This is a genomic window from Desulfosporosinus lacus DSM 15449 (assembly GCF_900129935.1).
In the GTDB taxonomy this organism is placed as follows: domain Bacteria; phylum Bacillota; class Desulfitobacteriia; order Desulfitobacteriales; family Desulfitobacteriaceae; genus Desulfosporosinus; species Desulfosporosinus lacus.
In genome coordinates, this window is sequence record NZ_FQXJ01000011.1 from 122,804 (window position 1) to 148,810 (window position 26,007).

At 40.2% G+C, this 26,007-nt stretch carries 25 protein-coding genes and 1 pseudogene; 21 read left to right on the forward strand and 5 right to left on the reverse strand.

The annotated features are described in order from the left end of the window. Position 1 precedes the first annotated feature (1 nt). On the forward strand, positions 2–1,066 hold the full coding sequence (gene rsgA / locus BUB11_RS15720) for a ribosome small subunit-dependent GTPase A (protein ID WP_242947569.1): 1,065 nt from the start codon (positions 2–4) through the stop codon (positions 1,064–1,066). A gap of 337 nt (positions 1,067–1,403) precedes the next feature. On the opposite strand, the gene BUB11_RS15725 is transcribed toward rsgA, so the two are convergent. Beyond that, on the reverse strand, positions 1,404–1,958 hold the full coding sequence (locus tag BUB11_RS15725) for a DoxX family protein (protein ID WP_073030701.1): 555 nt from the start codon (positions 1,956–1,958) through the stop codon (positions 1,404–1,406). A 398-nt stretch (positions 1,959–2,356) separates the two neighbouring features. Next, positions 2,357–2,671 carry an MGMT family protein gene (locus tag BUB11_RS15730; RefSeq protein WP_073030702.1) on the reverse strand — a complete coding sequence of 105 codons (315 nt, stop codon included), beginning with the start codon at positions 2,669–2,671 and terminating at the stop codon, positions 2,357–2,359. A gap of 294 nt (positions 2,672–2,965) precedes the next feature. Here BUB11_RS15730 and BUB11_RS15735 point away from each other — a divergent pair, with 294 nt between their 5' ends. The 7 genes from BUB11_RS15735 to BUB11_RS15765 all read left to right on the forward strand — a co-directional run bounded on the left by BUB11_RS15735 (position 2,966) and on the right by BUB11_RS15765 (position 10,007). After that, a complete protein-coding gene (locus BUB11_RS15735; protein ID WP_073030703.1) occupies positions 2,966–3,289 on the forward strand; it encodes a GNAT family N-acetyltransferase in 324 nt (107 codons plus the stop codon). Between the two features lie 228 nt (positions 3,290–3,517). Further along, positions 3,518–4,183 (forward strand): Crp/Fnr family transcriptional regulator, encoded by a 666-nt coding sequence (locus BUB11_RS15740; RefSeq protein WP_073030704.1) that lies wholly within the window; start codon positions 3,518–3,520, stop codon positions 4,181–4,183. 114 nt (positions 4,184–4,297) lie between these two features. Beyond that, entirely contained in the window at positions 4,298–6,262 is a 1,965-nt protein-coding gene (cooS, locus tag BUB11_RS15745; protein WP_073030705.1) for an anaerobic carbon-monoxide dehydrogenase catalytic subunit, read from the forward strand. A 134-nt stretch (positions 6,263–6,396) separates the two neighbouring features. Next, a complete protein-coding gene (locus BUB11_RS15750; RefSeq protein WP_073030706.1) occupies positions 6,397–7,185 on the forward strand; it encodes an ATP-binding protein in 789 nt (262 codons plus the stop codon). A 466-nt stretch (positions 7,186–7,651) separates the two neighbouring features. Beyond that, positions 7,652–8,179, forward strand: a complete 528-nt coding sequence (locus tag BUB11_RS15755; protein WP_200797932.1) for a YehS family protein — start codon at positions 7,652–7,654, stop codon at positions 8,177–8,179. Positions 8,180–8,496: 317 nt separating this feature from the next. Beyond that, entirely contained in the window at positions 8,497–9,420 is a 924-nt protein-coding gene (locus BUB11_RS15760) for an EamA family transporter (protein ID WP_073030708.1), read from the forward strand. Next, the gene (locus BUB11_RS15765; protein ID WP_084110329.1) at positions 9,417–10,007 is read left to right on the forward strand and encodes a class I SAM-dependent methyltransferase; all 591 of its coding nucleotides are present in this window, start codon (positions 9,417–9,419) and stop codon (positions 10,005–10,007) included. The genes BUB11_RS15760 and BUB11_RS15765 overlap by 4 nt, the downstream gene beginning before the upstream one ends. A 227-nt stretch (positions 10,008–10,234) precedes the next feature. Here the strand turns inward: BUB11_RS15765 and BUB11_RS15770 are convergent, their stop codons facing one another. Further along, the gene (locus tag BUB11_RS15770; protein ID WP_073030709.1) at positions 10,235–10,474 is read right to left on the reverse strand and encodes a hypothetical protein; all 240 of its coding nucleotides are present in this window, start codon (positions 10,472–10,474) and stop codon (positions 10,235–10,237) included. Between the two features lie 756 nt (positions 10,475–11,230). On the opposite strand from BUB11_RS15770, the gene BUB11_RS15775 reads away from it, so the two are divergent. From BUB11_RS15775 to BUB11_RS15815, 10 genes are all read left to right on the forward strand, one after another. Beyond that, positions 11,231–12,037, forward strand: a complete 807-nt coding sequence (locus BUB11_RS15775; RefSeq protein ID WP_073030710.1) for an ABC transporter permease — start codon at positions 11,231–11,233, stop codon at positions 12,035–12,037. A 3-nt stretch (positions 12,038–12,040) separates the two neighbouring features. Then, a complete protein-coding gene (locus BUB11_RS15780) occupies positions 12,041–12,853 on the forward strand; it encodes an ABC transporter permease (protein WP_073030711.1) in 813 nt (270 codons plus the stop codon). A gap of 37 nt (positions 12,854–12,890) precedes the next feature. Continuing rightward, entirely contained in the window at positions 12,891–13,889 is a 999-nt protein-coding gene (locus tag BUB11_RS15785) for an ABC transporter ATP-binding protein (RefSeq protein WP_073030712.1), read from the forward strand. Positions 13,890–13,988: 99 nt separating this feature from the next. Further along, positions 13,989–14,813 (forward strand): RMD1 family protein, encoded by an 825-nt coding sequence (locus tag BUB11_RS15790; RefSeq protein ID WP_073030713.1) that lies wholly within the window; start codon positions 13,989–13,991, stop codon positions 14,811–14,813. After that, positions 14,810–15,640, forward strand: coding sequence for an RMD1 family protein (locus BUB11_RS15795; protein ID WP_242947570.1), 831 nt, complete (start codon positions 14,810–14,812; stop codon positions 15,638–15,640). The genes BUB11_RS15790 and BUB11_RS15795 overlap by 4 nt, the downstream gene beginning before the upstream one ends. Positions 15,641–15,743: 103 nt before the next feature. After that, on the forward strand, positions 15,744–15,914 hold the full coding sequence (locus BUB11_RS27595; RefSeq protein ID WP_159436945.1) for a hypothetical protein: 171 nt from the start codon (positions 15,744–15,746) through the stop codon (positions 15,912–15,914). Further along, positions 15,911–16,195 carry a YbaN family protein gene (locus BUB11_RS15800; RefSeq protein ID WP_073030714.1) on the forward strand — a complete coding sequence of 95 codons (285 nt, stop codon included), beginning with the start codon at positions 15,911–15,913 and terminating at the stop codon, positions 16,193–16,195. The genes BUB11_RS27595 and BUB11_RS15800 overlap by 4 nt, the downstream gene beginning before the upstream one ends. A gap of 290 nt (positions 16,196–16,485) precedes the next feature. Continuing rightward, the gene (locus BUB11_RS15805) at positions 16,486–18,627 is read left to right on the forward strand and encodes a PAS domain-containing sensor histidine kinase (protein ID WP_073030715.1); all 2,142 of its coding nucleotides are present in this window, start codon (positions 16,486–16,488) and stop codon (positions 18,625–18,627) included. Further along, the gene (locus BUB11_RS15810; protein WP_073030716.1) at positions 18,627–20,018 is read left to right on the forward strand and encodes a sigma-54-dependent transcriptional regulator; all 1,392 of its coding nucleotides are present in this window, start codon (positions 18,627–18,629) and stop codon (positions 20,016–20,018) included. Before BUB11_RS15805 ends, BUB11_RS15810 begins: the two co-directional genes overlap by 1 nt. Then, positions 20,018–21,370: a YeiH family protein gene (locus tag BUB11_RS15815; protein WP_073030717.1), complete on the forward strand. Its 1,353-nt coding sequence runs from the start codon at positions 20,018–20,020 to the stop codon at positions 21,368–21,370. Before BUB11_RS15810 ends, BUB11_RS15815 begins: the two co-directional genes overlap by 1 nt. Positions 21,371–21,651: 281 nt before the next feature. Here the strand turns inward: BUB11_RS15815 and BUB11_RS15820 are convergent, their stop codons facing one another. Then, positions 21,652–22,110 carry a universal stress protein gene (locus BUB11_RS15820; RefSeq protein ID WP_073030718.1) on the reverse strand — a complete coding sequence of 153 codons (459 nt, stop codon included), beginning with the start codon at positions 22,108–22,110 and terminating at the stop codon, positions 21,652–21,654. Between the two features lie 178 nt (positions 22,111–22,288). Beyond that, on the reverse strand, positions 22,289–23,398 hold the full coding sequence (locus BUB11_RS15825; RefSeq protein ID WP_073030719.1) for a YeiH family protein: 1,110 nt from the start codon (positions 23,396–23,398) through the stop codon (positions 22,289–22,291). 530 nt (positions 23,399–23,928) lie between these two features. Between BUB11_RS15825 and BUB11_RS15830 the strand changes: the two genes are divergently transcribed. The 3 genes and pseudogenes from BUB11_RS15830 to BUB11_RS27600 form a co-directional block, all read left to right on the forward strand. Then, positions 23,929–24,609, forward strand: coding sequence for a hypothetical protein (locus BUB11_RS15830; protein ID WP_073030720.1), 681 nt, complete (start codon positions 23,929–23,931; stop codon positions 24,607–24,609). 110 nt (positions 24,610–24,719) lie between these two features. Then, positions 24,720–25,088: a hypothetical protein gene (locus BUB11_RS15835; protein WP_073030721.1), complete on the forward strand. Its 369-nt coding sequence runs from the start codon at positions 24,720–24,722 to the stop codon at positions 25,086–25,088. A 305-nt stretch (positions 25,089–25,393) separates the two neighbouring features. Beyond that, positions 25,394–26,007, forward strand: a pseudogene (locus tag BUB11_RS27600) (hypothetical protein); the annotation flags it as partial.

Genomic DNA, 26,007 nt, shown 5'->3' on the forward strand with positions numbered 1-26,007 from the left:
TATGATTAATTTAATAGATTATGGTTTTATACCAACAATGACCAAGGAAGATACTAGCTTTATTCCGGCTAGAATAACGGCTGTGCATAAAGAACGGTATGAAATAGCCTGTGAATATGGGATAACCTATGCAAAGCCCAAGACAAGCATTTATTACGGTCGAGGAAATGAGACCTTTCCCACAACAGGTGATTTTGTTCTGATTCAATATAACAACAGTGGTGATAGTTTAATAACGAAAACCTTAGAGCGAAAATCGTTCTTTTCTAGAAGAGATCCAACTCCCGGACGTGGTGAGCAGGCTGTCGCTGCTAACTTTGATTATGTGTTCATCATGGCTTCCCTCAATATGGATTTAAATGTTAAACGAATTGAACGATATCTCACGCTTTCCTGGCAAAGCGGAGGGATTCCTATAATAATTCTAACTAAAGCTGATTTAGGGGAAGATTTTCCCGAACAGGTTCGAGCAATTGAAAAAATTGCTGCGGGCACAGCAGTCTATGCCATCAGTACAAAAACAGGCTATGGACTTTCCGGATTAAGTGCTTATCTTAAACCACGCAAAACCATGGTTTTGTTAGGCTCATCCGGGGTTGGAAAATCAAGCCTTGTTAATGCACTCGCGAGAAAGGAAATCATGACTGTGAATTCTATTCGTGAGGATGACTCTAAAGGTCGCCACACCACTACCCACCGTCAACTAATCATGCTAAACAGCGGTGTTATGATTATCGATACACCAGGTATGCGTGAGCTTGGTATGTGGGACGTCAGCGTTGGCTTGGGAGAAGCGTTTGGTGATGTCGAAAGATTTCTTGGTAGATGTAAGTTTTATGATTGCAAGCACAATAATGAACCTGGCTGTGCAATAAAATCAGTGCTTGTAAAGGGTGAGCTTCCACAGGAACGCTGGGATAGCTACCTGAAGCTTAAAAAGGAAGCTAAGTTTTCTGATGATAAAGCCGGCTACATCCGAGAAAAAATCGAGTGGCATAAATCTATTGCTAGATGTAGTAAACAACGCAAGAAAAATGGAGATTCCATGGGCAGAATGGGAAGATAATTGAGGAAGATTGTTTGCAGGGCCCACATCTTCCTCGGAAACGGATAAGCCAAAGAAGCGATCGGATGCAAGACTTAGAGGGCATACTTTTATCCCACTTGAATCAAGTAACTCGGCAATGAGATATGTAAGCAATTAAAAATAGTCGATTTTAAATCTCGAGTGTTAAAAACCCCAAGCTGGTAACTCAATATAGACAAATTTGACGCCCCTATGAGGGGCGTCAAATTGTCTAACCTTTTCCAAGCTCAAGCGATGTAAATTAGAATTTGTTCAGGAACTAGCTCTTCCCGTTGGTAAAATTAGAGGGTACTGCGAGATTGACTATTTGCGTTCCTTAAGTAGTTGATAATTCCCGCTTACACTCGCTTAATAATTCCTTATTTTTTTTATGTTTCAGGAATCCACCTACTCCTAGAAGCTCAGCATATTGAGCAAACTTCAAAAATCCTAAGTTAGTCCAAATATAGCCGAAATTATTAAATGATCCACCAGCTAGGAACTGTACATTCATAAACATTGCTATAAGAGCAAACCAGAATATCCGAAATCCTAGCAGCATTGATAGACCTACTAAAATTTCAAAAATTACAACTAAGGTATCAGTGACTCCTGGCATACCTAGAAAGATATTTTGTGCAACCCAAGAAAATCCTTTGTTAATGTAAAGTGGATCGAAACTAGAAACCTTTGGGCCTGCTATGTTAGTAACGAGACTTTCAATTTTCCCAGCCGAATTAAGTTTACCATCAGAAAACCAAACTAACTTGTGAGATGCGGATTCTACCCATGCCCATCCATAAATTAGTCTTGCTACAGTGAAGATGATTACTAAAAAGGCCACTTTCCGATCCTTAAATTGTGTTTTTACAGCTTCAAAATAAGACGACATAAAATCCCCTCCTCTAATATAATAATGGATTTTTTCTATCACAAGGTTAAATCTAAAGAGAATACAAGTTTATATAAACAAGTGTTGACTAGTACACTTGTTGACTTTCTCAATGTGCTGTAAATTACTAAATAAGTCTACCGGATTCGACAGTAAAATGTTATGGTATATAGGAGAAGTGCAATAATAATTGGTAAAGAATAATATTTATGTTATAATAATTATAAACTAGGATGAAATATAAGTAAAGAGAAATATTAACAGAAAGTATAGATAATTAGGTTTTAAATATAAAAAAAACACTGAGACACAATGGCTCAGGAGTTGGTGTATAAAGAAACTCTTTTCTTATAAACAATGCATGGGTTTCGTCCTTAAGACATGATAATATTAAAGTGCTAAAAAAATATTAAAGCTATGTCCCACAAGTATTTTTTCAAATCCACGCACTCGTTTTCCTTTAAGTGAATACCTTCATTGGACAGGAGTTGTTTTTGATCTGTCCATCCGGGAGTCAAACGACCTTGGTGGTTTACAACCCGATGGCAAGGGATGTTGAGGGAATCTGGGGAATTATGCAGTGCTTGCCCAACCATTCTTGAACGTCGTGGGTAACCCGATAACATGGCAATCATTCCATATGTGGCAACCTTGCCGAAGGGGATATCTTTAACAATCTCATAAACTTTATTCGAGAATTCTTTTCTGTCCATTCATTTCACCTAGCCAATCGTTTAATATCGGTATCTTTGCCACACTAAATTGATCAGGCAATAGTCAATTTTAATTACTCATGCTGTCCTACCCTGAATAATTGGTTGTTTCGTATCCATCATACATTAGACTTACTATATAGCAACCCTACCCGAGGGTTTTATATACTTTACTTTACTTTACTTTGGTAAAGATAGTTAAACATATATAAGTAAGAATATTGACATGTGCAGAATTTTGATAAGCTTGTTTGAGTGATAAGTATCAATCAAGTCACAAATTGGAGGAAAGACATGAATTGGAACTATGAAAAGGGACGTATTTATAGCACCGATGAAAAAGGCGAATTGTTGTGTGAGACTACTTTCATTCGCAAAGAAAATGGAGAGGTGAATATAGATCATACCTATGTTAATCCTGTTTTGAGAGGTCATGGGGTTGCTGGGCAGATGATGGAAGTAGTAGCTGAGTATTTTAGGAAAGAAGGATTTAAAGCTACGGCCACCTGTTCGTATGCCAATATCTGGCTAAGACGACATAAGAGGCAGTATCCGGACATCCTATCTAAGGATACCTTTGATCAAGCCGTGGCATGCAGGATTGACGGAAAGCATTAAATTAAGAAGTTCCTATAAGGGTAACAAAGCAAAAGAGTGACCAACCTGTGGTCACTCTTTTGCTTATCTCGATCTAATCCTTTACCTACATCAACTAGCGGCTTTTTAGGTTGAATGGATGCTAATGATACATCAAGACTTGTGAGGTTGGTGAAGCGTATATCCTGTGTGATATAATTAATTCAAGTGATACTTGAGTAATTAAATACGCTAGGAGTTCTGTCTATCATGAATTTAAATGAACTGAGGGAAATCCCGCTTTTAAGAGCTTTAAGCGATGAACAACTGGAAATCCTACAAGGCAATGCTCAGAAAAGAGATTATAAAAAGAATAAACGTATCTTTGAACCAGATAGCAAAGATAATTTCATCATGATTGTGCTGGAAGGTACAGTCCGGATTTATCTCGCCTATCCGGATGGAAAAGAATTTACCATCGCTTTTTTGGAACAAGGTGATATTTATAGCAGTCATTCAAAGACTTTCGCCGAAGCGAGAGAAGCTACCAAGATTTTGGCAATCAATGCTCAGGCTTTTCACCTTTTTATGCTTAATAATCCTACCATCCTCATTAGTATGGTTAAGGCTTTGGGAGATAGCTTAGGGAATACACTTCGTATCATTGAAAATCTGGCGTTCCTTGATATCGATAAACGTCTTGCTCGTTTTTTACTGGATGCAGCTAAGGAAAAAGGAGTTGTTGGACAAGAGGGCACGTTTATTAATCTAGGTTTATCGGTGGAGGATATTGCCCTTGCCGTTGGGAGTTCTCGGCAGACTGCTTCAATGCTCTTGAATCGATGGGAAAGAGATGGGGTTATCAGACGAAATCGCAAGACAGTGTTTTTGCTGGATTTGCTAAAGTTGCAAGAATTGGGAGGAAGAACAGAATAAATTAATATTGTCGAAAGAGTATGAAAACCGTCAGATATTTGATGGTTTTTTTATTTGTAATGCCCTAAGATGATTGTCAGAGAAGAGAAACTTTTTCGACAAGGAGAGGATAAGATGTCAAGACAAGTATTAATTACTGATCTTACTATGGATACTGGGGTACAGGAATTATTAGTAAAAGCTGAGCAGGAAAATATTGAGACAGCTTTTCAAAGGGCGAAGGAGCAAGAACCTCATTGTAAATTTGGGTTAACGGGTGTCTGCTGCCGCCGTTGTCTTCAAGGGCCCTGCCGAGTGACCTTTAATGGGAATAAAGGGGTAAAACGTGGAGTTTGTGGGGCTACAGCAGACCAGATTGTAGCGCGTAATTTACTGTCCCTGATTGTGGAAGGCACGACTCCCCACGTAGAACATGCTCGGGAAATACTCCACACCCTTTTAGAAGCTGCCGAAGGGAAAGCTCCCTATGAAATTAAGGGGAAAGAAAAACTTATCAGTATTGCCAAGAAACTGGGATTGACGGTTGATGGGGTAGAGTTAGATAAATTAGCCCAGGAGGTTGCTTTAATTGCTTTACAAGATTTTCAGCAACAATCCGGCGTTTCCCACTGGCTGCGTCTTAGGGCCCAAGATAAATCGATTGAAACTTGGGAAAAACTGAATATATTGCCCTCCAACGCTCACTTAGAAATAGCCAATGCCATCAATAAAACAGCTATGGGCTGTGAGAGCGATCCTGTTAGCCTTTTGCTGGGGATTATGAAAATGGGATTAGTCGAAGGATATGATGGATTGCATCTTTCTACAGATCTCCAGGATATTTTGTTTGGTACTCCACGGCTTGTCAAAACCCAATACAGGATGGGAGTAATTAAAGAGGATTATGTCAATATTGCCGTTCACGGTCATATTCCCATGGTCTCTGAAAAAGTTCTAGAGTGGAGCCGAAAATTAAATAATGAGGCCAAAGCATTAGGGGCTAAAGGAATTAACATTGTAGGGATTTGTTGCAGTGCCAATGAACTTTTAATGCGTCAAGGAGTTTCCGTAGCGACTAACTATGCAAGTCAGGAACTGGCGATTATTACCGGTGCCTTAGAGGCCATGGTCGTAGATGCTCAATGTATCATGCCTGGCCTGGCTCAAGTAGCAGATTGCTATCATACAGAACTCATTTCCACATTGCCAAATATTAAGATCGAAGGAGCAAGTCATGTAGACTGGACACCGGAAGAGGCGGATAAAATGGGAGAGGAGATTGTCCGTCGTGCTCTTGCCCACTATCCGGAGAGAGACCAATCTAAAGTCAAGATTCCAGCGGGTACCGTAGAAGCCTATGCAGGTTTTTCTGTTGAGCAGATTGTTGAGCTTTTGGCTACGTTAAATGGGGCAGACCCCTTACTCCCTCTGATAGAAGCCATCGCAAAAGGTGACATCTTAGGTGTCGTTGCTATTGTGGGATGCACAAATCCTAAAGTAAAACAAGACTGGGCTAATACGGAAGTGGCCAAAGAACTTATGAGGAATAATGTTTTAATCGTTGCTTCTGGATGTTCAGCTCACTCCTTAGGGAAAAATGGCTTACTGTCTCCCGCTGGATTGCAGTATTGCGGAGAAAAACTGGCCAATGTTCTGACAGCCATTGGGCAAGCAAACGGTTTGCCGGCTTTACCTCCGGCTCTTCATATGGGGAGTTGTGTTGATAATTCAAGAATTGACGATTTGCTGGTTGCTCTAGCGGATAGATTGGGTGTGGCTGTGAGAGAATTACCTGTGGCAGGCTCCAGTCCTGAAAATCATAGTCCCAAAGCCTTATCCATTGGAACCTTCTTTATTGCTCAGGGAGTGGATGTTCACATCGGGGTTAATGCACCAATTACAGGTTCCCCTCTTGTTGAACAAGCCCTTACAGCTAATAAAGGCGAGTTCCCCGTGACTACCGATGAGCTTTTCGGGGGAAAACTAATTTACGAAGCAGACCCCATTCAGGCTGCCCAAACAATGATTGCTCGTATTATTCAGAAACGTAAGGCTTTGGGACTTGTTTGCCCGGAAACCACGGAAAGTGCAGCAAAATAAGGAACACCCACTTATAAAAGAGGGAGTTTCAGGATTGATGAACTCATTAACAAATTGACGAAACAGACTAACGGGGCTCTCACTCCCACATGTAGAAGTGGGAGCCTACTATTGATAAAGTAAGGGGTGAGTATATGAGGGAAAAAAGCATTAAGATTGCGATCTCTGGTAAAGGTGGCGTGGGTAAAACGACGTTGTCATCACTATTATGCTATCTTTACGCTCGAGATGGACAGAGAGTTCTGGCGGTAGATGCTGACCCTGATGCCAATTTAGGAACGGCTCTAGGCTTTCCTCCAGAATTGTTGGCAAATCTAACCCCTATTTCTGAAGAGCGAAAACTTATCAAAGAACGTACCGGAGCAGAACCGGGTACGATTGGAGCCATTTACAGCCTTAATCCTCAGGTGGAGGACATTCCGGATACCTATGTTGCTGAATATCGGGGAATTAAACTTTTACGGATGGGGTCGATTACCCAAGGAGGAACGGGCTGTGCCTGCCCGGAAAATACCCTCTTAAAAAGTCTCTTGGATCATATTGTCCTGGAAAGAAATGAAATTGCTATTCTGGATATGGAAGCAGGACTTGAGCATTTTGGACGGGGGACTGCCAGGGGTGTGGATGCCTTTATTGTTGTGGTGGAACCTGGACGACGCAGTATTGAAACTGCCCATGCAATAGTAAAACTTGCCAATGACCTAGGGGTTCAAAATGTTTATGCCGTCGTTAACAAAGTGCATGAGGGGCAATTGGCTGAGCTTGAACAAGAGATTGACTTTCTGCCGATTTTAGGGCATTTTCCCTATGATCCCGTTGTTGTAGACGCTGATTTTCGTGGCAAAAACCTATTTGATCTAAGCGAAAGCTTTGTTCAAGAAGCTGAAAAGATAAAAGAGAAAATTGATTCGTTGCTTAGGTAGAAAACCAACCTTAAAAGAATAGGCCTCCTTCTGTAGACTTTCAACAGCTGCAGGAGGGGGTTTTGCTATTACAGTCCCGATCAAAGAAGTGGGGTATGAACAATAGGTGGGAGAAATGAGTGTCAAATCCAATTATCTACTTGTAAAATGGTTGTAACTTATAAGCACACAACGAGGTTATTATATGCAGGAATATTTTTTGAAATATGTTCTGGATCATGATCCCTAAGAAATACTAATAAAGGGATCAGGGATAGACAGCACCAGCTAGGTTGAACCTGCTATGAGATTGTTTTTTATTTTTCTTTGTGGTATTATCCCATCTAAGGTTAAATCTACTGAACGATTTAAGGACATTTCCTTCAATAGTTCAGATTGCTTGTATTAACAATCCAGTGGTAACGTCGGTTATGAGGGTGTGCTTTTTATATAACAACCATAGGAAAGATCTTTTAGGGGGATTATAATGGATAATAATGATATATTAATTAGATTAAGATACGCATTAAATATAAGAGATATAGATATGGTAAAGATATTTAAACTTGGTGACGTTGAACTAACAGTAGAAGAAGTGAGGAAATTGCTCATTAAATCGAAAGACACTTACCGTTACAATAATGCAGTTGACGATTATGACGAAATAGAAGAAAAAGAAGAGAATATTAAATGCAATAACAGGATGCTAGAGTCATTTTTAAATGGCTTAATAATATTTAAAAGAGGGAAACAAGATCCCAAACCAGGGCAACCAGAAATACCAGTACTAAAAAATAGTGAAAATCCTAATAATATATTGCTTAAGAAATTGAAAATAGCGCTATCACTAACAAGTGATGATGTGATTGATATATTAAAGGAGACTGGAGTTATTCTGACAAAAGGAGAATTAAGCGCACTATTAAGAAAAGAGGGCCATAAGCATTATAAAGAGTGTGGTGATAAATACGCTAGAAATTTTATAAAAGGATTAGCTATAAAAAACAGGGGATAGGGATTAAACAACGAGCCCATAGAGTAAGAGAGGACCGAAATAAAGAGTGGTCAAGGATTCATAATCCTCGACCACTCTTTATTTCGGTCCGATTTTCATGCTAACACATTTTAGGTCAATGCATGTTTCGGATTGACCTAAAGGACAGTGACTTTTATGATTTACTCGTGCATAAGTCAACATCTTTGGACATTTTGAAGGGGATAGACTAATATGTAGGGTAGTGAATATTTTGAAAATAGCTTCAGAGAAACGGAAATTATTGCAAGAATCGGTAGCGATGACTTTTTAGCAATTTTATAGAGAGAGATGAGCTTATGGCAAAAAGAGAAGAGACGACAGTAATTCTGGCATACATAGCGGTTTGCATCTTATGGGGGTCGACGTTTCTGGCGATTAGAATTGGAGTAAGTGACTTTCCGCCAGCGTTATTCGCAGGTATAAGGTTCTTGATTGCAGGGTCTTTGGTGTTATTCTATGCTTATTATAAAGGGCACAAGTTTCCTGGAGATTTTACAGACGTACGGAGACAGGCAATTGTTGGTTTATTTCTGCTGGGTGGTAACGGGCTCGTTGTTTGGGCGGAACAATGGGTTTATTCAGGTGTTGCAGCACTTCTTTTTGCGGTTGTCCCAATGTTCAATGCGATTCTAGAGCGATTCCTGCCCAATGGTCCAAGGATAGGTCTGAAGGGGTGGCTCGGGTTATTCCTAGGGTTTTTCGGGGTTGCTCTTTTGGTCTTGACGAGTTCTGATACGAAAATAATTGATGTTTCAGGCGGAATAATACTTTTGCTGGGAGCTCTTTCATGGTCACTAGGCTCCGTTTATTCGAAAACATTTAAGGCACCGGGAACCATGATTGTCAATATTGGTTTGCAAATGTTCGCTGGCGGGATTGGTTTGACCATCGTAGGGCTCTTTATGGGAGAGGCAAATAATATCCATCTAACCAGCAAAGGTCTTGGAGCACTGGCCTATTTGATCGTGTTCGGTTCTCTCCTTGGTTACAGTTCCTATATCTATATCTTACAAAAATGGCCGGCCTCAAAAGCCGGCACTTATGCTTACGTTAATCCAGTTGTCGGAGTTATCTTAGGCGCGGTGATTCTAGGCGAGCCAGTCTCACCGAAGGTGTTCATTTCCGCGGTCGTAATTTTAGGCGGGGTTGCATTAGTTCAGTTTTCGAAAACAAACAGGAATGCTGAACAGGAGTCATCTTTAAGGAGTTTAGCAAAATGATTAATTCGACGGTTGATTTCTATAACAAAAACGCCCAAGAATTTTATAAGAATACAGTAAATGTGGATATGAGCGAACACTACAGAAGATTTGAGGAATACCTGCTTCCTGAGAGCCGTATTCTAGATGCGGGCTGTGGCTCGGGCAGAGACAGTCTATATTTTCTCAATAAAGGATACAATGTACGTGCCTTTGATGCGTCGGCGGAAATGGTAAGATTGAGCTCTGAACTAACTGGATTGTCTGTCCAGCAGGCTAAATTTGAAGATGTCAAGTTCGATGTTATGTTTAATGGCATATGGGCTTCAGCATCCCTCTTGCATGTTGACAGAGGATTGATCATAGACACACTGCAAAAGCTAGCCACTATGCTTAGCGAGGAAGGTGTACTTTTTATGTCCTTTAAGTATGGCGACAAAGTTTATGAAAAGGACGACAGAATATTTAATTGCTATGATGAAAGATCCTTTAGTAAAATGTTATCTGCCATTCCAAGGCTGACAATTCTTGAATTATATAAAACAGCTGATGTAAGAGAAGAAAAAATCAATGAATATTGGCTTAGTGCTATTGTTAAGAAAGGCTAAGTAATGTGAGGTGCGATTAATGCACGAGGGACGGTTCTTAGTTCCATTGATGGAATTGAGAACCGTCCCGGTCTTCCGAATGTGTTCCGTACATGAAAGGAATCGTCTTAACCATAGGAGGTGGTGAGGCTCTGTTACTAATCAATTGCGTACAAGTCTATGATTTAAGGATGACTTCGACTGACTTCTCCATCGCGAAGGTCGGAATAAATTCATACCGTCCATAATTACGAAAGAATATACTCCAAAAGTTCTTTCACTTCCTTTGGGAGTAATTTTCCCGTGCCATTACATTCTTTACAAATGTAGAAGATGGGTTCAGCCAGTTCTTCGTTAGACTTTAAAATTTGAAATGAAACCTCAAGATCATTGCACATATTCCAGAGAGGATACCATGCTGGGTTCACGGTTCTGCCAAGGCCACTGCACTTTGGACATTTTTTATTAAGAATATCACGGTCAATCATTAGTTCAACCCCCCTCTATCAATATCTTTAATAGCATCATATTCAACACTTATATAAAAAGAAATGATTTTGTTATTGTATTATTTAATCAGCGTTAAGTGGCAGTAAGTCCTTTGCGGTGGAGATGTGTGTTGAATACCACACTTAAAAGTGCCAAGTGGAGTAAGTAATTTTACCGCGTTTTAACAGTAACAATACGAGATATGAACTATATAATAAGATATGAACGTTGCAACTAGCATACTTACCCGATAGAGCTCGAAACCCTTACTTTCAAAATACGTGGAGTTATGAGCAGGCTTGCCAATGGTCTGGATAGAGACATAGTGCACCTAAATGTATACAAGTATATTACAAATTATGACAAACATTTCGCTTTATATGTAATCCTTCTTAGGTTACAATAATGTAGTGACACTCTATATTGAATATTCAGAACATTAAGATATCAGGAGGGATAGTATGACTGCACAGGAAAAGTGTATAATTGAAACAATACTTGCCGATGTTGGGTTGGAACCTTTATACGTCGGGGAGAATAATGATGAATCACAAAAAAAGCAAAGATGATGCAGGGCAGCCTTAGCTGTCCTGTTTTTTTGACCATTTATCAATTACCTTCCCAGTTCCGTTGCATAGCCTTGTGTTTAATAAGGCTTCTCCAGTTGGCTGGGACTTGGGAAACTTGCTATTTAATCCCGAGTGAGGCAAAATAAGTTAAGAAATTTCTCCAAGATATATTGGTGGTGAAGTAACATGATCGGATCATTAAGGATGTATGGGGTGTTTACTCGTAAATCCTTTCAAAGGGCAGCGGCGTATCGCTTTGATGCTTGGACGAGAATTCTGGGAAATGTAATTATGCTCTGTATGTGGGGGTTTATTTGGTATGCGCTTTATCAGGGAAGAGGGTCGGTAGAAAGTGTCACCTTCCATTCGATGTTGAGCTATATCTTAGTAAGCCAAGCTCTTCAGGGAATCCATGGTGCAGGGACTCCTCTGTGGGAGATTCAAGAACGGGTGCGTACAGGGGATATTGCTATCGAGATGCTCAGACCCTATGATTATCCTCTGCGTATGCTCTTTACCGATTTCGGGAGTATATTCTTTTATTTTCTTACAGCCGTGTTACCTCTTTATACGATAATTTTTCTTATCTTAAGCCCCGTATTGCCGACTACGTTTTTACAGTGGGGCTTATTTATCCTTTCTGCAACTCTAGGTTATTTTATCCGCTACTGTATCGAGCTGACCTTCGGTCTGTTTACTTTTTGGTTGGTCGAAACCGGAGGCGTAGAGGATATCTTCTATTTCTCAATCTCTTTGTTTTCAGGTTCAGTGGTTCCTCTGTGGTTTTTCCCGGATTGGCTCGAACAAGTGGCTCGTTACTTACCCTTTCAAGGAATTTACTATGTGCCAAATTCCATCTTTGTAGGACAATTAAGTGGGCATGCTCTGCTGATGGCCCTCTTTACCCAGATCGGCTGGTTAGTTTTATGTTTTGCGATACTTCGTTATGTCTGGGCTAAGGCATCCATGAAAATTGTTATTCAGGGAGGGTAGTTTATGCTTCAGAATTGGCTAAGAGGAATGAAAATGTATTTTTATATGATTGGGGTTAGCATTCGAACCCAGCTTCAATATCGTTATGCCTTCGTCATGAATATTCTAGGTTGGGCCATGACCTATGCAGGGACTGCCATTACGATGTGGGTTTTGCTCTATTCCTTTGGGGCCATCGAGGGCTGGAGTTTCTGGGAACTCCTCTTTTTGTTTGCCCTTTCGGTGTTATCTTGGGGAGTTTGTGTCGTTTTTTTCTTTCATTTTCGAATGCTGGATCAATTCATTGTTCAAGGGACCTTTGATCGATTTTTGGTTAGGCCAATCCATCCCTTTTTTCATTTTATGGCTATGAAATTTGACGTAGGTGCCTTTGGTCAATTTCTCTTTAGTATCATTGCGGTGGCGATGGCCTACAACCAGTTGGATCTTCACTGGAACGTCTGGCAATGGTTTGTTTTCCTTGGGGCAGTGATTGGAGGGACTCTCATTCAAGGAGGCCTGTTAATTGTGATATCGGCAATGGCCTTTTGGACCACTCGCTCGGAGCGTCTTTACTGGGTCATTATGTGGCCAGCTAAAAGCCTCATGAACTATCCACTTTCCATCTATCCGCGGGTCGTGCAGGTACTGGTGACCTTCGTTCTTCCCTTTGCCTTTGTCAACTATCTGCCGGCTCTTCTTTTATTGGGGAAAACAAGGGGTATCTATTCGCCCTACTGGGGATTCTTCAGTAGTTTGGTGGGAGCTGTTTTCTTCTGGCTCTGTTTTCAACTTTGGATGTTGGGGTTAAATCGCTATAAAAGTGCTGGTTCATAAGGATAGATTTATAGGGTTAGGGAGGACATCATATCTCATGAGTTTAATTGAAGTTAACCATCTCTCCAAGGAATTTCAAATTGCTAAACGCCAAGAGGGAATATATGGAGCTCTACGGAGCCTGTTTCACAGAGAATACACGACTAAACTGGCTGTTCAAGATATTTCCTTTGCAGTGAGCAAAGGGGAGATTGTCGGGTACATCGGTCCAAACGGAGCTGGCAAGTCCACAACTATTAAGATGCTGACAGGGATTCTCGTGCCGACTTCCGGCGATATCCTAGTCAATGGGTTGATACCCTTTAAGGAACGCCAAAAAAACGCGCGGCAAATCGGGGTGGTCTTTGGGCAGAGAACGCAACTTTGGTGGGATTTACCGACTATTGAATCCTTTGAACTCTTACGGCAGGTATTTCAAATTCCTAATGAGCAGTACCGGAAAAATATGGCCCGGTTTTCGGACATCTTAGGGCTGGAGGAGTTTCTTCAAACACCTGTCCGGCAATTGTCACTGGGTCAAAGAATGCGGGCAGACATCGCTGCTTCCTTACTCCATGATCCTGCGATTCTATTTCTCGATGAGCCGACGATTGGCTTAGATGTGGTGGCTAAGGAACGAATGCGGAGTTTTATCCGGGAAATTAACCAGGAGAGAGGGGTTACTGTCATTCTCACGACCCATGACATGTCGGATATCGAAAAGCTTTGTCAGCGAATGATTTTAATTGATCATGGCCGTGTAATGTATGATGGAGAATTAGCAAAGATCAAAGACCGGTTTGGTAAGGAGCGCGTTTTGATCATTGATCTAGAAGAGGATACAAACGGTTTTTCTGTCAATGGGGCAGAAGTGATCAAACAAGAAGGAAAGCGTAAATGGTTGCAGTTTAACCGTGACGTGATGAGTGCATCTCAATTAATTAGCCAGATCTCAGAGCTCTACGAGATCAAGGATTTATCCATCCAAGACCCAGAGATCGAGGTTATGATTCGAAATATTTATGAAAGTGGACTCAATGAAGTTGCCTTAATGTAACAGGTGCGTATAAAGGTAGTAGAAAAATCTTTTTACTGTATATACTACAAGTATCTATTTTTTGTTGCTAGATATTACACAGAAAGTTAAGGGAATCCTATGAATGACTTAAAGTTTAAAGCTTTTGCAGTGACAAATGAAATCGATCTTAATAAGATTGCCGTAGAATGCAACATCAGGAAAAAATATACATGGGAGGAGCCTCTGCTCCTCCAGGACGAAGTTCTTGGCATAATTATTGGAGAGGAACCCGAGGAAGAAGAGAAGATCCTAGTTTTTTCTTTTGGGAGTATTGTTTTTATTAACTCGACCAAACAGCATACAGAAATATTGATGCGCTATCTAAAAGGTATAAAGTCAGATATCGATATCGCACGTTATGACAGGTTTCAGGAAGACTATATACTTCATCCCGTTGAAGGCGAAGAAATTGAGTTTACAGACCGCTATGTTCAGATTCCAAATATGGCGTTGTTTCACCCACAGCTGATTTCAATGGTGATTGCTAAATCTGTGGCGCTTGAGAGGATAGAAGAAAAGCTGGGCAAAATTCTGGATGATCTTGAAAGCAAAATTGATAATTTGGAAAAGGGCAAATTAAATATTGGAAACAAAGAACTTGCCAAGACAACTTCGAGGGTTGTCCGGCATGAATACAATACCATTGCGTATATCATGATTCTTGACAAACCCGACATTACTTGGATTAATAGTGATGCAGCAGATTTTTACGAAAAGATGTCAGAGTTTTTCGAGCTAAATGACCGGTATGAGGTGATAAAAAGCAAGACTGAAATCTTGAAGAGTATTATTGACGGGTTGGCATCCATAAGCCATTCAATACGCGGATTGTTTGTTGAGTGGGTGATTGTTCTGTTGATTGTCATTGAAGTTGTGCTTATGGTGTTTGATTTAATTAGGTGAATACAGGTGTAGATATGGATAAAGTAATTCTTAATACTTACAAAGTAGCAACAAGACTTCCGCTTGCGCAGATAGCCTTATTTATTAGATTAAGGCAGGACGTAGGGTGGAAGGAATATATTAAATTCGACAGCGCAGATATTGAAAAGATCCTAAAATATGCTTCGGAAAACAAGGCAGTGTACTTATACAAATATGGGTGTATTACCTTTATAAACTTCAATCAAGATGAGATCGCTATTTTTCTTGAATATTTGAGGACGCTGTTCGTTGATTTAGATTATGAATTGCTATCTAAATTTAATGAGAACCATGAGATGGTCCTTTCAAGAGAAGCGTATGTAAACCTGTGGGAAGGCGATGAGGTAAAATTCCCTTATCAGCAGTACGTGGATGATATAGCTGCGACGGTTTTAGCAAAATCCACCGAACTTTACAAGATTGAAACCGAGCTTTCAGAGGTTTTAGATGAGGCGGGTACTTTCATAATGCAACTAAATAAGGGGCATCTAAGCGCAAATAGCAAAAAGGTAGCTTCAACTCTTGCCAAAAGCATCCGGTTTAAGTACAGAAGCATTGAAAGTATAAGGCTTCTTGACAGACCCTCTGAGTTTAAAAAAACCATTGAATCAAGACAAATATTTGATAAACTGAGTGAGTATTTTGAGCTCAATGAAAGATATACCGCTTTATCAAATCAGATGGATATTTTAGACTCGATTACTGGAGATTATTTAAGCTTTGGAAGCAAACAATCTGAAAGAAGACTTCTGTTATTTGAAATATTACTTCTTGCCAGCTTTCCGCTTCTGCACATCCTGTCTTGATAGTTCGCGTTTTCCCTTTTCATGACTAAAAATCTAGTTTTTGTCCACTATGAATTATAGCCTTCTTGAATAGATTCTTACATATATTTAACTGAACATGTAATTGAGCTGTGATCTTCCGCAATCCGCCTCTACAGGGACTGCCATCGCAGGAGTTGCAAATATATCCCACTACTTATATAAAGATTTGCAAGTTATAATTGGGGCTATTAAGTTAACAGAACTTCTTTTTGTCATTTGCATTACGGGCTTGCGCAAGGGGGAAATCATTTGATTAGATTTTTCTGGCTAACCTGTGGACTTTTATCGTTAACCATAGGCTTTATTGGCATTTTTCTTCCTTTAATTCCAACAGTACCTTTGGTTTTGTTTTCAGCAATAGCTTTTGCGAAAAGCTCACAGTTCCTTCATGATTGGTTAGTTAATCACAAATTTTTCGGTGTTATCATTAAAGATTGGCAACACAACAGGAAGATCCCTATTAGAGCTAAGATTTTCGGTGCAATGGCAATGATTATTTCCATTACAATTTCTATAGTTTACTTGAGCAGATAGCTGAATACCTAACTACACTGAGAATACATACCATGATCCCGACGTCCTAGATTTAGACTTCTTTAACGAATGCGAATGTCTCATAACTGAGGCATTCGTTTTGATTAGGGCAGGACTTATTAAGATAAGAAAATTGACGAATTAAGTACTAAAAATAGAAGAAAAAATAAGATTCATAGTTTATTTTCTTCCAGACAAATTATAAACATGCTACACTAAGAGGAAACACTACTATACATATGGTTATTAAAGAGTATGAGGATTAACTAACGTCGGATGGGGGACAAATGTTGAAGAAAAGCTCAATTCCTTGGTGGATGCGCCTTAAAGTTCATTTTCTTTTATTTGGAATTACCATGTCCATTCTTCCGCTGTTCCTTCTTGGAAATTTGGGTTTTACCTCTGTACGACAAAATCTACAAATAAATATTCATGAACAAGATTTTGAGCATGTGACAGTGATTGCCAATCAAATACGCGACTTCGTCAAAAATCTCGAGGACAGTTTAACCCTTACGAAGGAAGCGAGTTCCTACGCACTTGTCGGGAAAGATGAAACATCACGTCAGATTATTTTAGAAATACTTTTGCAAAAAGACTCTTTTATCGAAGAAATTAAGATTGCCGATGAGAATTTTAACATTATCGATCAGATCACTCGCCAAGGGGGAATTCCTTCTGCTACTACTCCTGGAGCAAAAATTGAAAATCCAATCTCCATGGAAAAACCCTCAGCTATTAGCGAAGTGTTCTTCACGAGTGACAGGCACCCGGAGATTTATTTGACGGTAGCAGTTCAAGACCCCATGACAAAGGATCGAATTGGATATTTGCAAGCTAAAGTTGACTTACAGAGGATCATCAGCAGATATGTTAATAACCGGTTGGATGAAGGAGAGTACGTATTTTTAATTGACCAAGCAGGAAACTTGATAGGGCATACTGACTCCAAGCTTGTTTTAGATCATGAGGAAATTCATGAAGATTCTGCAGTTCAAAGTTTTCTGGAGGGAGAGGATTTTTCCCAAGGAAGTGAATATAAGAATCTGGATGGTGTTTCAGTTATTGGGGCGTTTACTTCCGTGGACACTCCGAATTGGGCAGTATTTATTGAACAGCCAGCCCGAGAAGCAAATAAACCAATTTTAGATTTTGCTTTTCGGCTCATCATGATTGCCATCTTAATCATGGCCTTAGTCATGATTTTAAGTATTGCTTTTGGTCTGAAAGTAGTTCATCCAATTGAAAACCTTGAAGATCAAGTTAGACAAATTATTTCAAAGGGAGACTTAGAATCCCATATTCCAATTGAGAGTTGGGATGAAATCGGGAGATTAGTTAAATCCTTTAATCAGCTGTTAAATTCATTGGATCAAAAGAATGAAAATCTAAAAGATGAGAAGGCACTGTTGACTACCGTCGTCGATGGGGTTGGCGCTGGCATGGTTCTTTTAAATCCTGATAAAAAGATTATTTGGTGGAATACGAAATTTGCTGAATGGTTTGGACATCATTTAGAGAATCTCCCTTGTGATCAAGTTGTTAAAGGAGAAAGCATGGAGGGCGTTTACCACGAAAATGCCCGTAATATATGTTCTGTTTTTGTGAACCAAGAACGCAGACATTTCCGTCAAACGTTTTATGAGTTGTCGCCTGATAATCCAGAGAGTGCGGCTTACCTGTTACTGCTTGACGATATTACTCAAGAGGTGGAAATGGAAGCACGTATGATTGAGACGGATAAAATGGCTGCCATTGGACTATTGGCTTCAGGAGTGGCTCATGAAATTAACAATCCATTAGCAATCGTTGCGGCTCATAGTGAAGACTTACTGGACCGCTTGAATGAGGAAGAGCCGGGGCCGACTCGAGAGGAAATCAAGTCTGGCTTTAGAATCGTCTTGGGGCAAATCGTCAGATGTAAACAGATTACGGATCGTTTACTTGGTTTTGCCCGTCAGCGCATCAATGGAAGTGACCTTATCGAAATTGGTGCAGTCAGTTTACATACACTTGGACTTTTAGAACACAAGACAAAACAAAAGCAGATTAAAATCGAGCTCCAAATGGAAAATAGTCTCTTTATCATAGGTAATGAAAATGAGTGGCAACAAGTGGTTCTCAATCTGATCAACAATGCTTTGGATGCCTCCTCTGATGGCAAAGTGATCGAAGTTAAAGGATACCGCGAAGGGGAGAAGATTCATTTTATGGTAAAGGATTATGGGGAAGGCATTCCTCAAGCCAACCTGAAGAAGGCATTCGACCCGTTTTTCACAACCAAGTCCGTAGGGCAAGGAACAGGTTTGGGGTTATATGTAAGTTACGGAATTGTGCAGAAGATGCAAGGCGAGATGGCCTTAGATAGTACGGAAGGTCAAGGAACATGTGTGAAGATAACCTTGCCTCTCCATAAAGGAGGATTAAAGTAATGAAGCACTGTCAAAGGATTCTAATCTTAGACGATGAGGAAGCTTTGCGCGCGATTATTGCGCAGCGTTTAAAGCGTAGAGGTTATGAAATACTAGAAGCAGGTACTGCCGAAGAAGGGTTATCCCTTCTCAAAGATACTTTAATCGATGCTGTCTTGTTGGATATCAAACTGCCGGACGGTGACGGGCTTATCCTTTTGCCAGAGATTAAACAATTACAACCGGATCTCCAAGTCGTCATGTTAACTGGAAATGGTACGATCGAGTCAGCCATTGAAGCTATGAAACTTGGCGCGTATGATTACCTTACCAAACCGTGTAACTTGTCTGAGCTTGAAATTACGTTGCAAAAAGCTCTGGAGAAACAGAAACTATTGCTGGAAAATACAGGGCTCAGGCAGGTAGTGAACCGTCAAACGCCAGAACTTAAAATTATAGCCGAAAGTGCACCCATGGTGGCGCTTCTAGAGATGACCCGTAAAGTAGCTCAAACAGATGCATCGGTCCTCATACAAGGAGAGAGCGGCGTGGGTAAGGAGTTGATTGCCCAAGCAATCCACCATTGCAGCTCTCGGTTTAATCACCCTTGCGTTCCTGTAAACGCAGGCGCAATTCCAGAAACTTTAATAGAGAGTGAGCTTTTTGGGCACGAAAAAGGCTCCTTTACTGGAGCTGGGTCTCAGAAAATCGGATTAGTCGAAATGGCCGATAATGGCACTCTCTTTCTTGATGAAATCGGTGAAATGCCCTTGTCTATTCAAGTGAAGCTTCTCAGATTTCTAGAATGCGGAGAATTCCGGCGCGTTGGAGATACCCGACTCCGGCAGGTAGATGTTCGGATTGTCGCAGCAACCAATAGAGATCTTCAACAGGAAATAATTCACGGAAGATTTCGTGAAGATTTGTTTTATCGCTTAAATGGCTTAACCTTAATCGTCCCCCCTCTACGCGAACGGCGAGATGATATCCTTCCTCTTGTAGAGCAATTCCTTGAAAACCAGAACAACAAGAAATTGCTTCATAAGGATTATATTTTATTACCGGAAACGAGGGAGCAATTGCTAAATTATGATTTTCCGGGTAATGTTCGTGAGCTCTTCCATCTCATCGAACGCGGACAAATCTTATCAATCGGTGGAAGGATCAAACCTAAGGATATTTGGGGAAACTCAGAGCAAGTCGTGAAAAAATTTCACTCTTCCGATTCAGAAGAAGGATTCTTAGATATATTTCGTGACAATCGATGTCTATCCTTAGAAGAGGTTGAAAAGCACTACATTCTAGCTACTCTTAAAAGAGTGAAGGGCAATAAGTCACAAGCTGCAAACTGTTTAGGAATCAGTGTGAGGAATCTGTATCGAAAGTTACAGAGTTATGGGGTGGTTGAATAATGGGCTATGTATCCTCTGCAAAAAAATCAACGACTCCTTCCGAGGGCTGGTCCGACCTTTGGAAACAGGAAGATTATTGGGCTGTGTGGCTTGGACTAACGATCGTAGTGTTAGCAATCGTGTTCTGGAGTAATGGGATTAACTTTATGAATTGGATTGTGCTAAAGATTCCGAGCTATAGTTACTATAGCACTGCCATAAGTTACGTCAGCAGCCATATGACTACTCTCTTAACACTCTATTTGTTTTTTCTTATTTTATTTTCAATCGCGGTAAAGGCACTGACTGGAGATGTTAAACGGTTTTTAGTGGGATTCACATTTCTTTTCTTATTGAGTGTTCTTGTTTCGGTTTGGGGTTCTTGGGATGTCATGAAACGATATAACATTGAAACCCCACTTCTCGCACTCGTCGTAGGACTCGTAATTAGTAACCTTTTTAAAATTCCATATTGGCTAAGCACCGCACTCCAGACCCAATTTTACATTAAGCTGGGAATTGTGTTAATGGGCGCTTCCTTACCCTTTACTTTAATTGTCAAAGCCGGTACGACTGCTTTCGCCCAAGCGACAATTATAGCCCTGGCGACTTTCCTCACCATTTACTGGACAGGAACACGGATTTTAGCGCTTGATAAACGCTTTGCTGCTACTCTGGCGGCTGGTGGTTCGATTTGCGGAGTTTCTGCTTCAATTGCCATTGGCGGTGCTGTTAAAGCAGAGAAGCAACACGTATCAATTGCAATTTCTATGGTTATTCTTTGGTCCATCATCATGATTTTTATCCTACCCTTAGCGATTAAAGCATTGAATATTCCACCCGGTCCTGCGGGTGCTTGGATTGGCACGGCAGAATTTGCCGATGCTCCTGGTATGGCTGCAGCAGCAGCTATAAATGAACAGGCAATCAAAACGTTTACCCTGATGAAAGTTGTAGGTCGTGACATGTTCATTGGAATCTGGTGTTTTATCATGGCTTTTACTTCGGTCACAAGATGGGAGAAAAGGTATGTCGGCACCAAACCGGATGCACTTGATGTCTGGATACGCTTTCCGAAATTCGTTATAGGGTTCTTTGTCGCCTCAATTATCATAACTTTCTTAGCTGCTTCTCCGAATGTAGTGACTTCCAAAGCGCTCGATAATAAAATCATTAATCCGATTATAGAATTAAGAAATTGGGCCTTCATCTTTACCTTTCTCTCGATTGGCCTAACCAGTCGCTTGAAGGACCTTGCTTCAGTCGGTTGGAAGCCGTTTGCAGCTTTTACTGCAGGAGTATTGGTAAATATTCCACTTGGATATCTTTTATCGGTTGTAATTATGGGCAACTATTGGATCACAGTCAAGTAAACGTTGCTGGACATAACTCCGTCCCATAAAGAAAACTTTGCTGGCACCAAGCCTTAGCGAAGGTGGTCCCTTCTCGCCATCACGACACCTTGCTATTCATGGCGATGTACTAACCTCGAACATCCTTGTTCGAGTCTTGGCTGCAGAGACACTCGGCCGTCCTTGGCCAGTGGCCTCCTAGTGCACTTAGGCTTCCAGAAAGTAATCATTTCTGACAGGTACAGTCAGTTTATACTTTCTGACTAGTACGAGAAAAGCCACCTTTGCAGGTGGCTTTTAGATTATTTAGGACCAATATAGATGGGGCATTTTACTTTTTTAGCTAAAGAATGGAGATTATACCTAAGACCTGCAGTAGCAGCTGGTGCGGTTACATGTGGGTTCGGCAAAACCAGTATAGCGGTTTCATTCTCAACGGTCAGTTCCCCAATGAGTTTTTCTGTTTTACCGATTTTTAACTCTGTTTCCACTTGTCCACCATTTCCCTTGACCTTTTCTGCAACCTCAGCCAGTACCTCTTCTGAGTGTTTATGAAGACCGTCTTCAAACCAGTGGTAGAATCGCATCCGAGTTGAGGAAGTGTTTATCCATTCATCGCCTAAGAAATTTTTCCACCCTTCATCCAAAATGAAGACTGCCCTTAAAGGTAGCTTTAGCGACAGAGACATCTCGGTTGCCATTTGACCAGCTGCATCCGCCGAAGGCGAACCGTCGGTAATAAATAGAATTTGACCGTTCATTTGGAAACCTTCTTTCTGATGTTTAGAGAATTAAAATTACTATCATAACGAATGCTGCACCAAAAATAGCAAATAGATCCTCATGTTTATCATTACTAAATAATGATAATTGCTTCTCTTCTTTTTTTTCAGACATGTATCGTTACCTCCTTAATATTACCTCTCAATAAAACTTTTATTAAAACAACCATAGAACAACGATTAAGGAAAGTGCAGCTTTCATGAAACCTGCAACAGAGCCAATAATCAAGGGAGTCCCTCCAGCCTTTTTCATTTCAGCAAAGGAAATTTGTAAGCCTAAGCCAGTGAGACCGATAGAGAAGAACCAGCTGTAAACATCACGGAATGCTTTTAGATCTGCAGAGACTGGCGAAGTAGGACCAAACGCACCGAAGGAAGTTAAAGTAACCGTTATGATAAAACCAAGCACGAATAACGGAAATTTGCTGAAGAAATTTTTCCCCATGTTAGCGGTTGCATTTGAGGTTTTGTCATCAGACATACGTGCATAAAGAATCGTGATCAATAGAACTACGAAAGGAAGGAAAACAACACGAGTTAAGTTGTAGATCTCGCCCACTTTTAAGCTGATGGACGGTATTTCTTTGGTGCCGGGATCAAAAGCAAGGGCTGCTGCTAATACTTGCCCTGAGTTTAGGATACCTGTACCCGCCCACATTCCAAACTGCTCAGGAGTCAATCCCATCAAATGTCCTAGAACTGGGAAGGTAAATAAGCAAACGATACCGAACGAAAGAATAGTAGCAATGGAGTAGGCAATATCTTCCCCTTTAGCTTTAACAGCCGGAGCAACCGCAACGATGGCCGATACACCACATACTCCGGCACCAGCGGCCAGACAAGCAGCAGATCCAGCATCCATGTTGTATTTCTTACCTAACCAAAAAACGAAGAAAATTGTTGCAAACATAAATGATGCAATCATGAGGATGGACGTCGAACCCAGCTTAGCTAATTCAGCTAGGCTATAAAGTGACCCAAGCAATATCACACCCATTTTGATAAAAATCCGAGAAGTTTTTACACCCATCTGGGCCCAAGAGGGAATTCCAATCGTATTACGAATAACCATACCGATGATAATAACGATAATAACGTGATTGATTTTAAGTACGTCGCCAAAAAATTTAGAGTTGGTTTTTATCCACCCTTCGATACCAGTCCACTCACCACCGATGGATTTTGTACCCATTGCCAGCATAGCGATAATGACCATAAAAAGAATTCCAGGTAATGCTTTAATCCATGTGCTAGTTTTATCGTTCACATAAATACCTCCATCTTTTCTTCATTCATCAAGTAACCATTGATGAATTTTCTTGCGCAAACCTTATAAATTACCCGTAAAAAATTAATACTGCTGCTTAGATGTAATTGCTCATCTCCTTTGTGAAATATTATATTAAAACCATTATTTAGATTCGATAATTATATAAGCAATAACCATGCCAAGTCCTTGCACTTGTTAAAACAGTGTATTTCCAACGTTTGCGTTTTAAAAGGCGTTTTAGTTAATTGAGAGACTATGACAAATTGTCACATATCCGAAAGATTGTCATGACAATTTGTCCTCTATCTGACAATGCCTCGGTCATGCGTAAGACAGGAGAACGCCCCAGTGGCTTGTCCTGTCTTAGCATTAAAATCGATTCTCTTTTGGAATAAATTACCTTAATCCTCTATGCTGTAAATTATCCCTATGGTAGAATAACTGTCAAGGGGCCCCATTCACATATCTTGAGGCTTGGAGCCTACGAATCAATTTTAAATTATTAAAAAGTGAAAGGGTGATATTTTGTGGTTCTTTTTACCTTCTTTGAATCCGTTCTCTGTCTGGGTACATTAGGAACGATCATACCTACAATCTATTTGGGGAAAAAGCTTAATCCACATTACCTTCCTTTTTATTTCATATTCTCCGGTCTCATCGTAGGAATTTTGTTCTCGTTTTCGAATTCTCTCAACCAAATTGGGTTTAAAGACCCATGGGGTATTCATACTTGGGCTATAGCAGGTCTAAATTTTATGATACTTGTTTATGTCATTCAGTTGCCGGCGCTGAGTTTAAAGAGCGCTTTAGAAATTAACTTCGTTTTACAGATACTTTTAATCTCTTGTCTTCCGATCAGCAATCAGCTTTTTATCGAAAATACCTTTCTAAGCCAAATGTTTACTTATACCGTTTTGACTGGAGGAATCATCATTGTGTTTTATAATTCTTATCTCTTTATGCTTTCCTCGTTTGCAAATAAAGACCCTATTAATTTAAGTCTATATTTATATGTAGTATTACTTGTCCTCATAGGCTTTAGACCGGTCTCTGAGACTTCTGGATATGTAACCTTTATTATGAATTTTGCTATTCAATATGGTATATGGCCCTTAGGTATTTCCTTATCTATTAACTTCCTGCTTTTACCCTTGTTTAGCTTAATTCCATTTGGGATTATGAAGTCTTTGATAACCGCTAAGGGTTAAACCTTAGAATTGAAGAAGAAGCTGCAACTTGGCATAGGATAGCTTGAATCTGCAATTGTAAGAAACAGCTGGAAAGCGACATTGTATTATCTTGCAAAGGAGGCCTATCGATGAATCCAAATAATGAAACCTGTGTTCAGAGAGCGCGTTTTATCTTCAATTATTACGAAAAGAAAGAGTGGTTGGCTGGAGAAAAACCACCCCTGGTTGACATAATTAAGGTAAAGGATGTTCAGCCGGAAAATTTAAGATATTTCGGTGAGTTTATGCATACTCGATTAAATCGTATTGCCGAAATGATGGACATTCTTATAAAGGTACATGATGATTGGGCAATCACAGGTTGGAAAGACCACATTCTGATGGAGACAGAGTCTTTCGATTTTAATGACTCCCTTAAGGCCTTGAATGAACATGGTTACTATGATGATGAGTTTGTCTTGAAGGTGGAATATAAGCGCAAATGGGGTGTGCTTTAGATGGCGCGGTAAAGGAAATTTGATTTGTACGCTGCATGTTGATTGTTTGGGGTCAGACCTCGGGGGTCGGTAAAAAAACAAGGTGATTCGTATAAAAATATGCGGATCACCTTGTTTAACTTTTTATAGTGTTATTTAGACATTAAGCGATTGTCATTCTTAAAAGATTTTTCATCTTATTGTGAAAATTCATATGAATGTTGGGAAGAAACCAAGATGAGATCTGTTGATATTGTCGGTTAGGTACTTATTCTGAAGTGACAAGCATAGGTTATTTACAAGCTATTAACTGGAGGTGGATAATCTTGGAGACTTATTTTTACGATGATCCCAGAATTAGAAAATGGATTAATCAGATCATTGAAAGAATCTTCACCGTTTGCATATTAACGGGGGTTGGTTCGGATGAAGAATTTCAAAAGGGTTGTCAAATCGTCATGAAACTTACAACATTATTACAGGATATCCCAAGTTTTCCGTCGGAATTCTTAACTGATGGAGTTAAACAACTCATAGAACAACAGCTTCCTGATTCTCGTGTTATTAATAACTTTCCTAAATTCCAAGTTACCATGGATAGAATGTTACATGAGGGAATACTGAAAGTCACTGATTCCCAAAAGAAAGAGGCTTTCAATAGCATTTTGACTACTGTAAATACTAAAGATATTAACATGAAATTTCATGATAGCTATACCGAGGGTCTTGTGGAAGTATCTTGCATAGAGGGCGTGACTAATTCTGTACTTCCTGGTCTTGCCACTCTTCCTATATCGTACTCAGACGTACATCATACAAAAGCAGAAGCCCAAGCGAAAGCAGATGTCAAGGCACTCGAAGAGGCTCTGGCGCAGGCAGAAGCCCAGGCGAAAGCAGATGACCAGGCACATAAAGAGTCTCTAGCCCAAGCAGAGATGCA

What these genes read in the sequence shown, in the direction of transcription:
- BUB11_RS15785 (WP_073030712.1), top strand. Translation starts at nt 12,891, where the DNA reads ATGAGTTTAATTGAAGTTAACCATCTCTCCAAGGAATTTCAAATTGCT.
- BUB11_RS15820 (WP_073030718.1), bottom strand. Translation starts at nt 22,110, where the DNA reads ATGAACGGTCAAATTCTATTTATTACCGACGGTTCGCCTTCGGCGGAT.
- BUB11_RS15835 (WP_073030721.1), top strand. Translation starts at nt 24,720, where the DNA reads ATGAATCCAAATAATGAAACCTGTGTTCAGAGAGCGCGTTTTATCTTC.
- BUB11_RS15760 (WP_073030708.1), top strand. Translation starts at nt 8,497, where the DNA reads ATGGCAAAAAGAGAAGAGACGACAGTAATTCTGGCATACATAGCGGTT.
- BUB11_RS15810 (WP_073030716.1), top strand. Translation starts at nt 18,627, where the DNA reads ATGAAGCACTGTCAAAGGATTCTAATCTTAGACGATGAGGAAGCTTTG.
- cooS (WP_073030705.1), top strand. Translation starts at nt 4,298, where the DNA reads ATGTCAAGACAAGTATTAATTACTGATCTTACTATGGATACTGGGGTA.
- BUB11_RS15755 (WP_200797932.1), top strand. Translation starts at nt 7,652, where the DNA reads ATGGATAATAATGATATATTAATTAGATTAAGATACGCATTAAATATA.
- BUB11_RS15770 (WP_073030709.1), bottom strand. Translation starts at nt 10,474, where the DNA reads ATGATTGACCGTGATATTCTTAATAAAAAATGTCCAAAGTGCAGTGGC.
- BUB11_RS15725 (WP_073030701.1), bottom strand. Translation starts at nt 1,958, where the DNA reads ATGTCGTCTTATTTTGAAGCTGTAAAAACACAATTTAAGGATCGGAAA.
- BUB11_RS15750 (WP_073030706.1), top strand. Translation starts at nt 6,397, where the DNA reads ATGAGGGAAAAAAGCATTAAGATTGCGATCTCTGGTAAAGGTGGCGTG.
- BUB11_RS15735 (WP_073030703.1), top strand. Translation starts at nt 2,966, where the DNA reads ATGAATTGGAACTATGAAAAGGGACGTATTTATAGCACCGATGAAAAA.
- BUB11_RS15815 (WP_073030717.1), top strand. Translation starts at nt 20,018, where the DNA reads ATGGGCTATGTATCCTCTGCAAAAAAATCAACGACTCCTTCCGAGGGC.
- BUB11_RS15740 (WP_073030704.1), top strand. Translation starts at nt 3,518, where the DNA reads ATGAATTTAAATGAACTGAGGGAAATCCCGCTTTTAAGAGCTTTAAGC.
- BUB11_RS15775 (WP_073030710.1), top strand. Translation starts at nt 11,231, where the DNA reads ATGATCGGATCATTAAGGATGTATGGGGTGTTTACTCGTAAATCCTTT.
- BUB11_RS15790 (WP_073030713.1), top strand. Translation starts at nt 13,989, where the DNA reads ATGAATGACTTAAAGTTTAAAGCTTTTGCAGTGACAAATGAAATCGAT.
- BUB11_RS15730 (WP_073030702.1), bottom strand. Translation starts at nt 2,671, where the DNA reads ATGGACAGAAAAGAATTCTCGAATAAAGTTTATGAGATTGTTAAAGAT.
- rsgA (WP_242947569.1), top strand. Translation starts at nt 2, where the DNA reads ATGATTAATTTAATAGATTATGGTTTTATACCAACAATGACCAAGGAA.
- BUB11_RS15765 (WP_084110329.1), top strand. Translation starts at nt 9,417, where the DNA reads ATGATTAATTCGACGGTTGATTTCTATAACAAAAACGCCCAAGAATTT.
- BUB11_RS15780 (WP_073030711.1), top strand. Translation starts at nt 12,041, where the DNA reads ATGCTTCAGAATTGGCTAAGAGGAATGAAAATGTATTTTTATATGATT.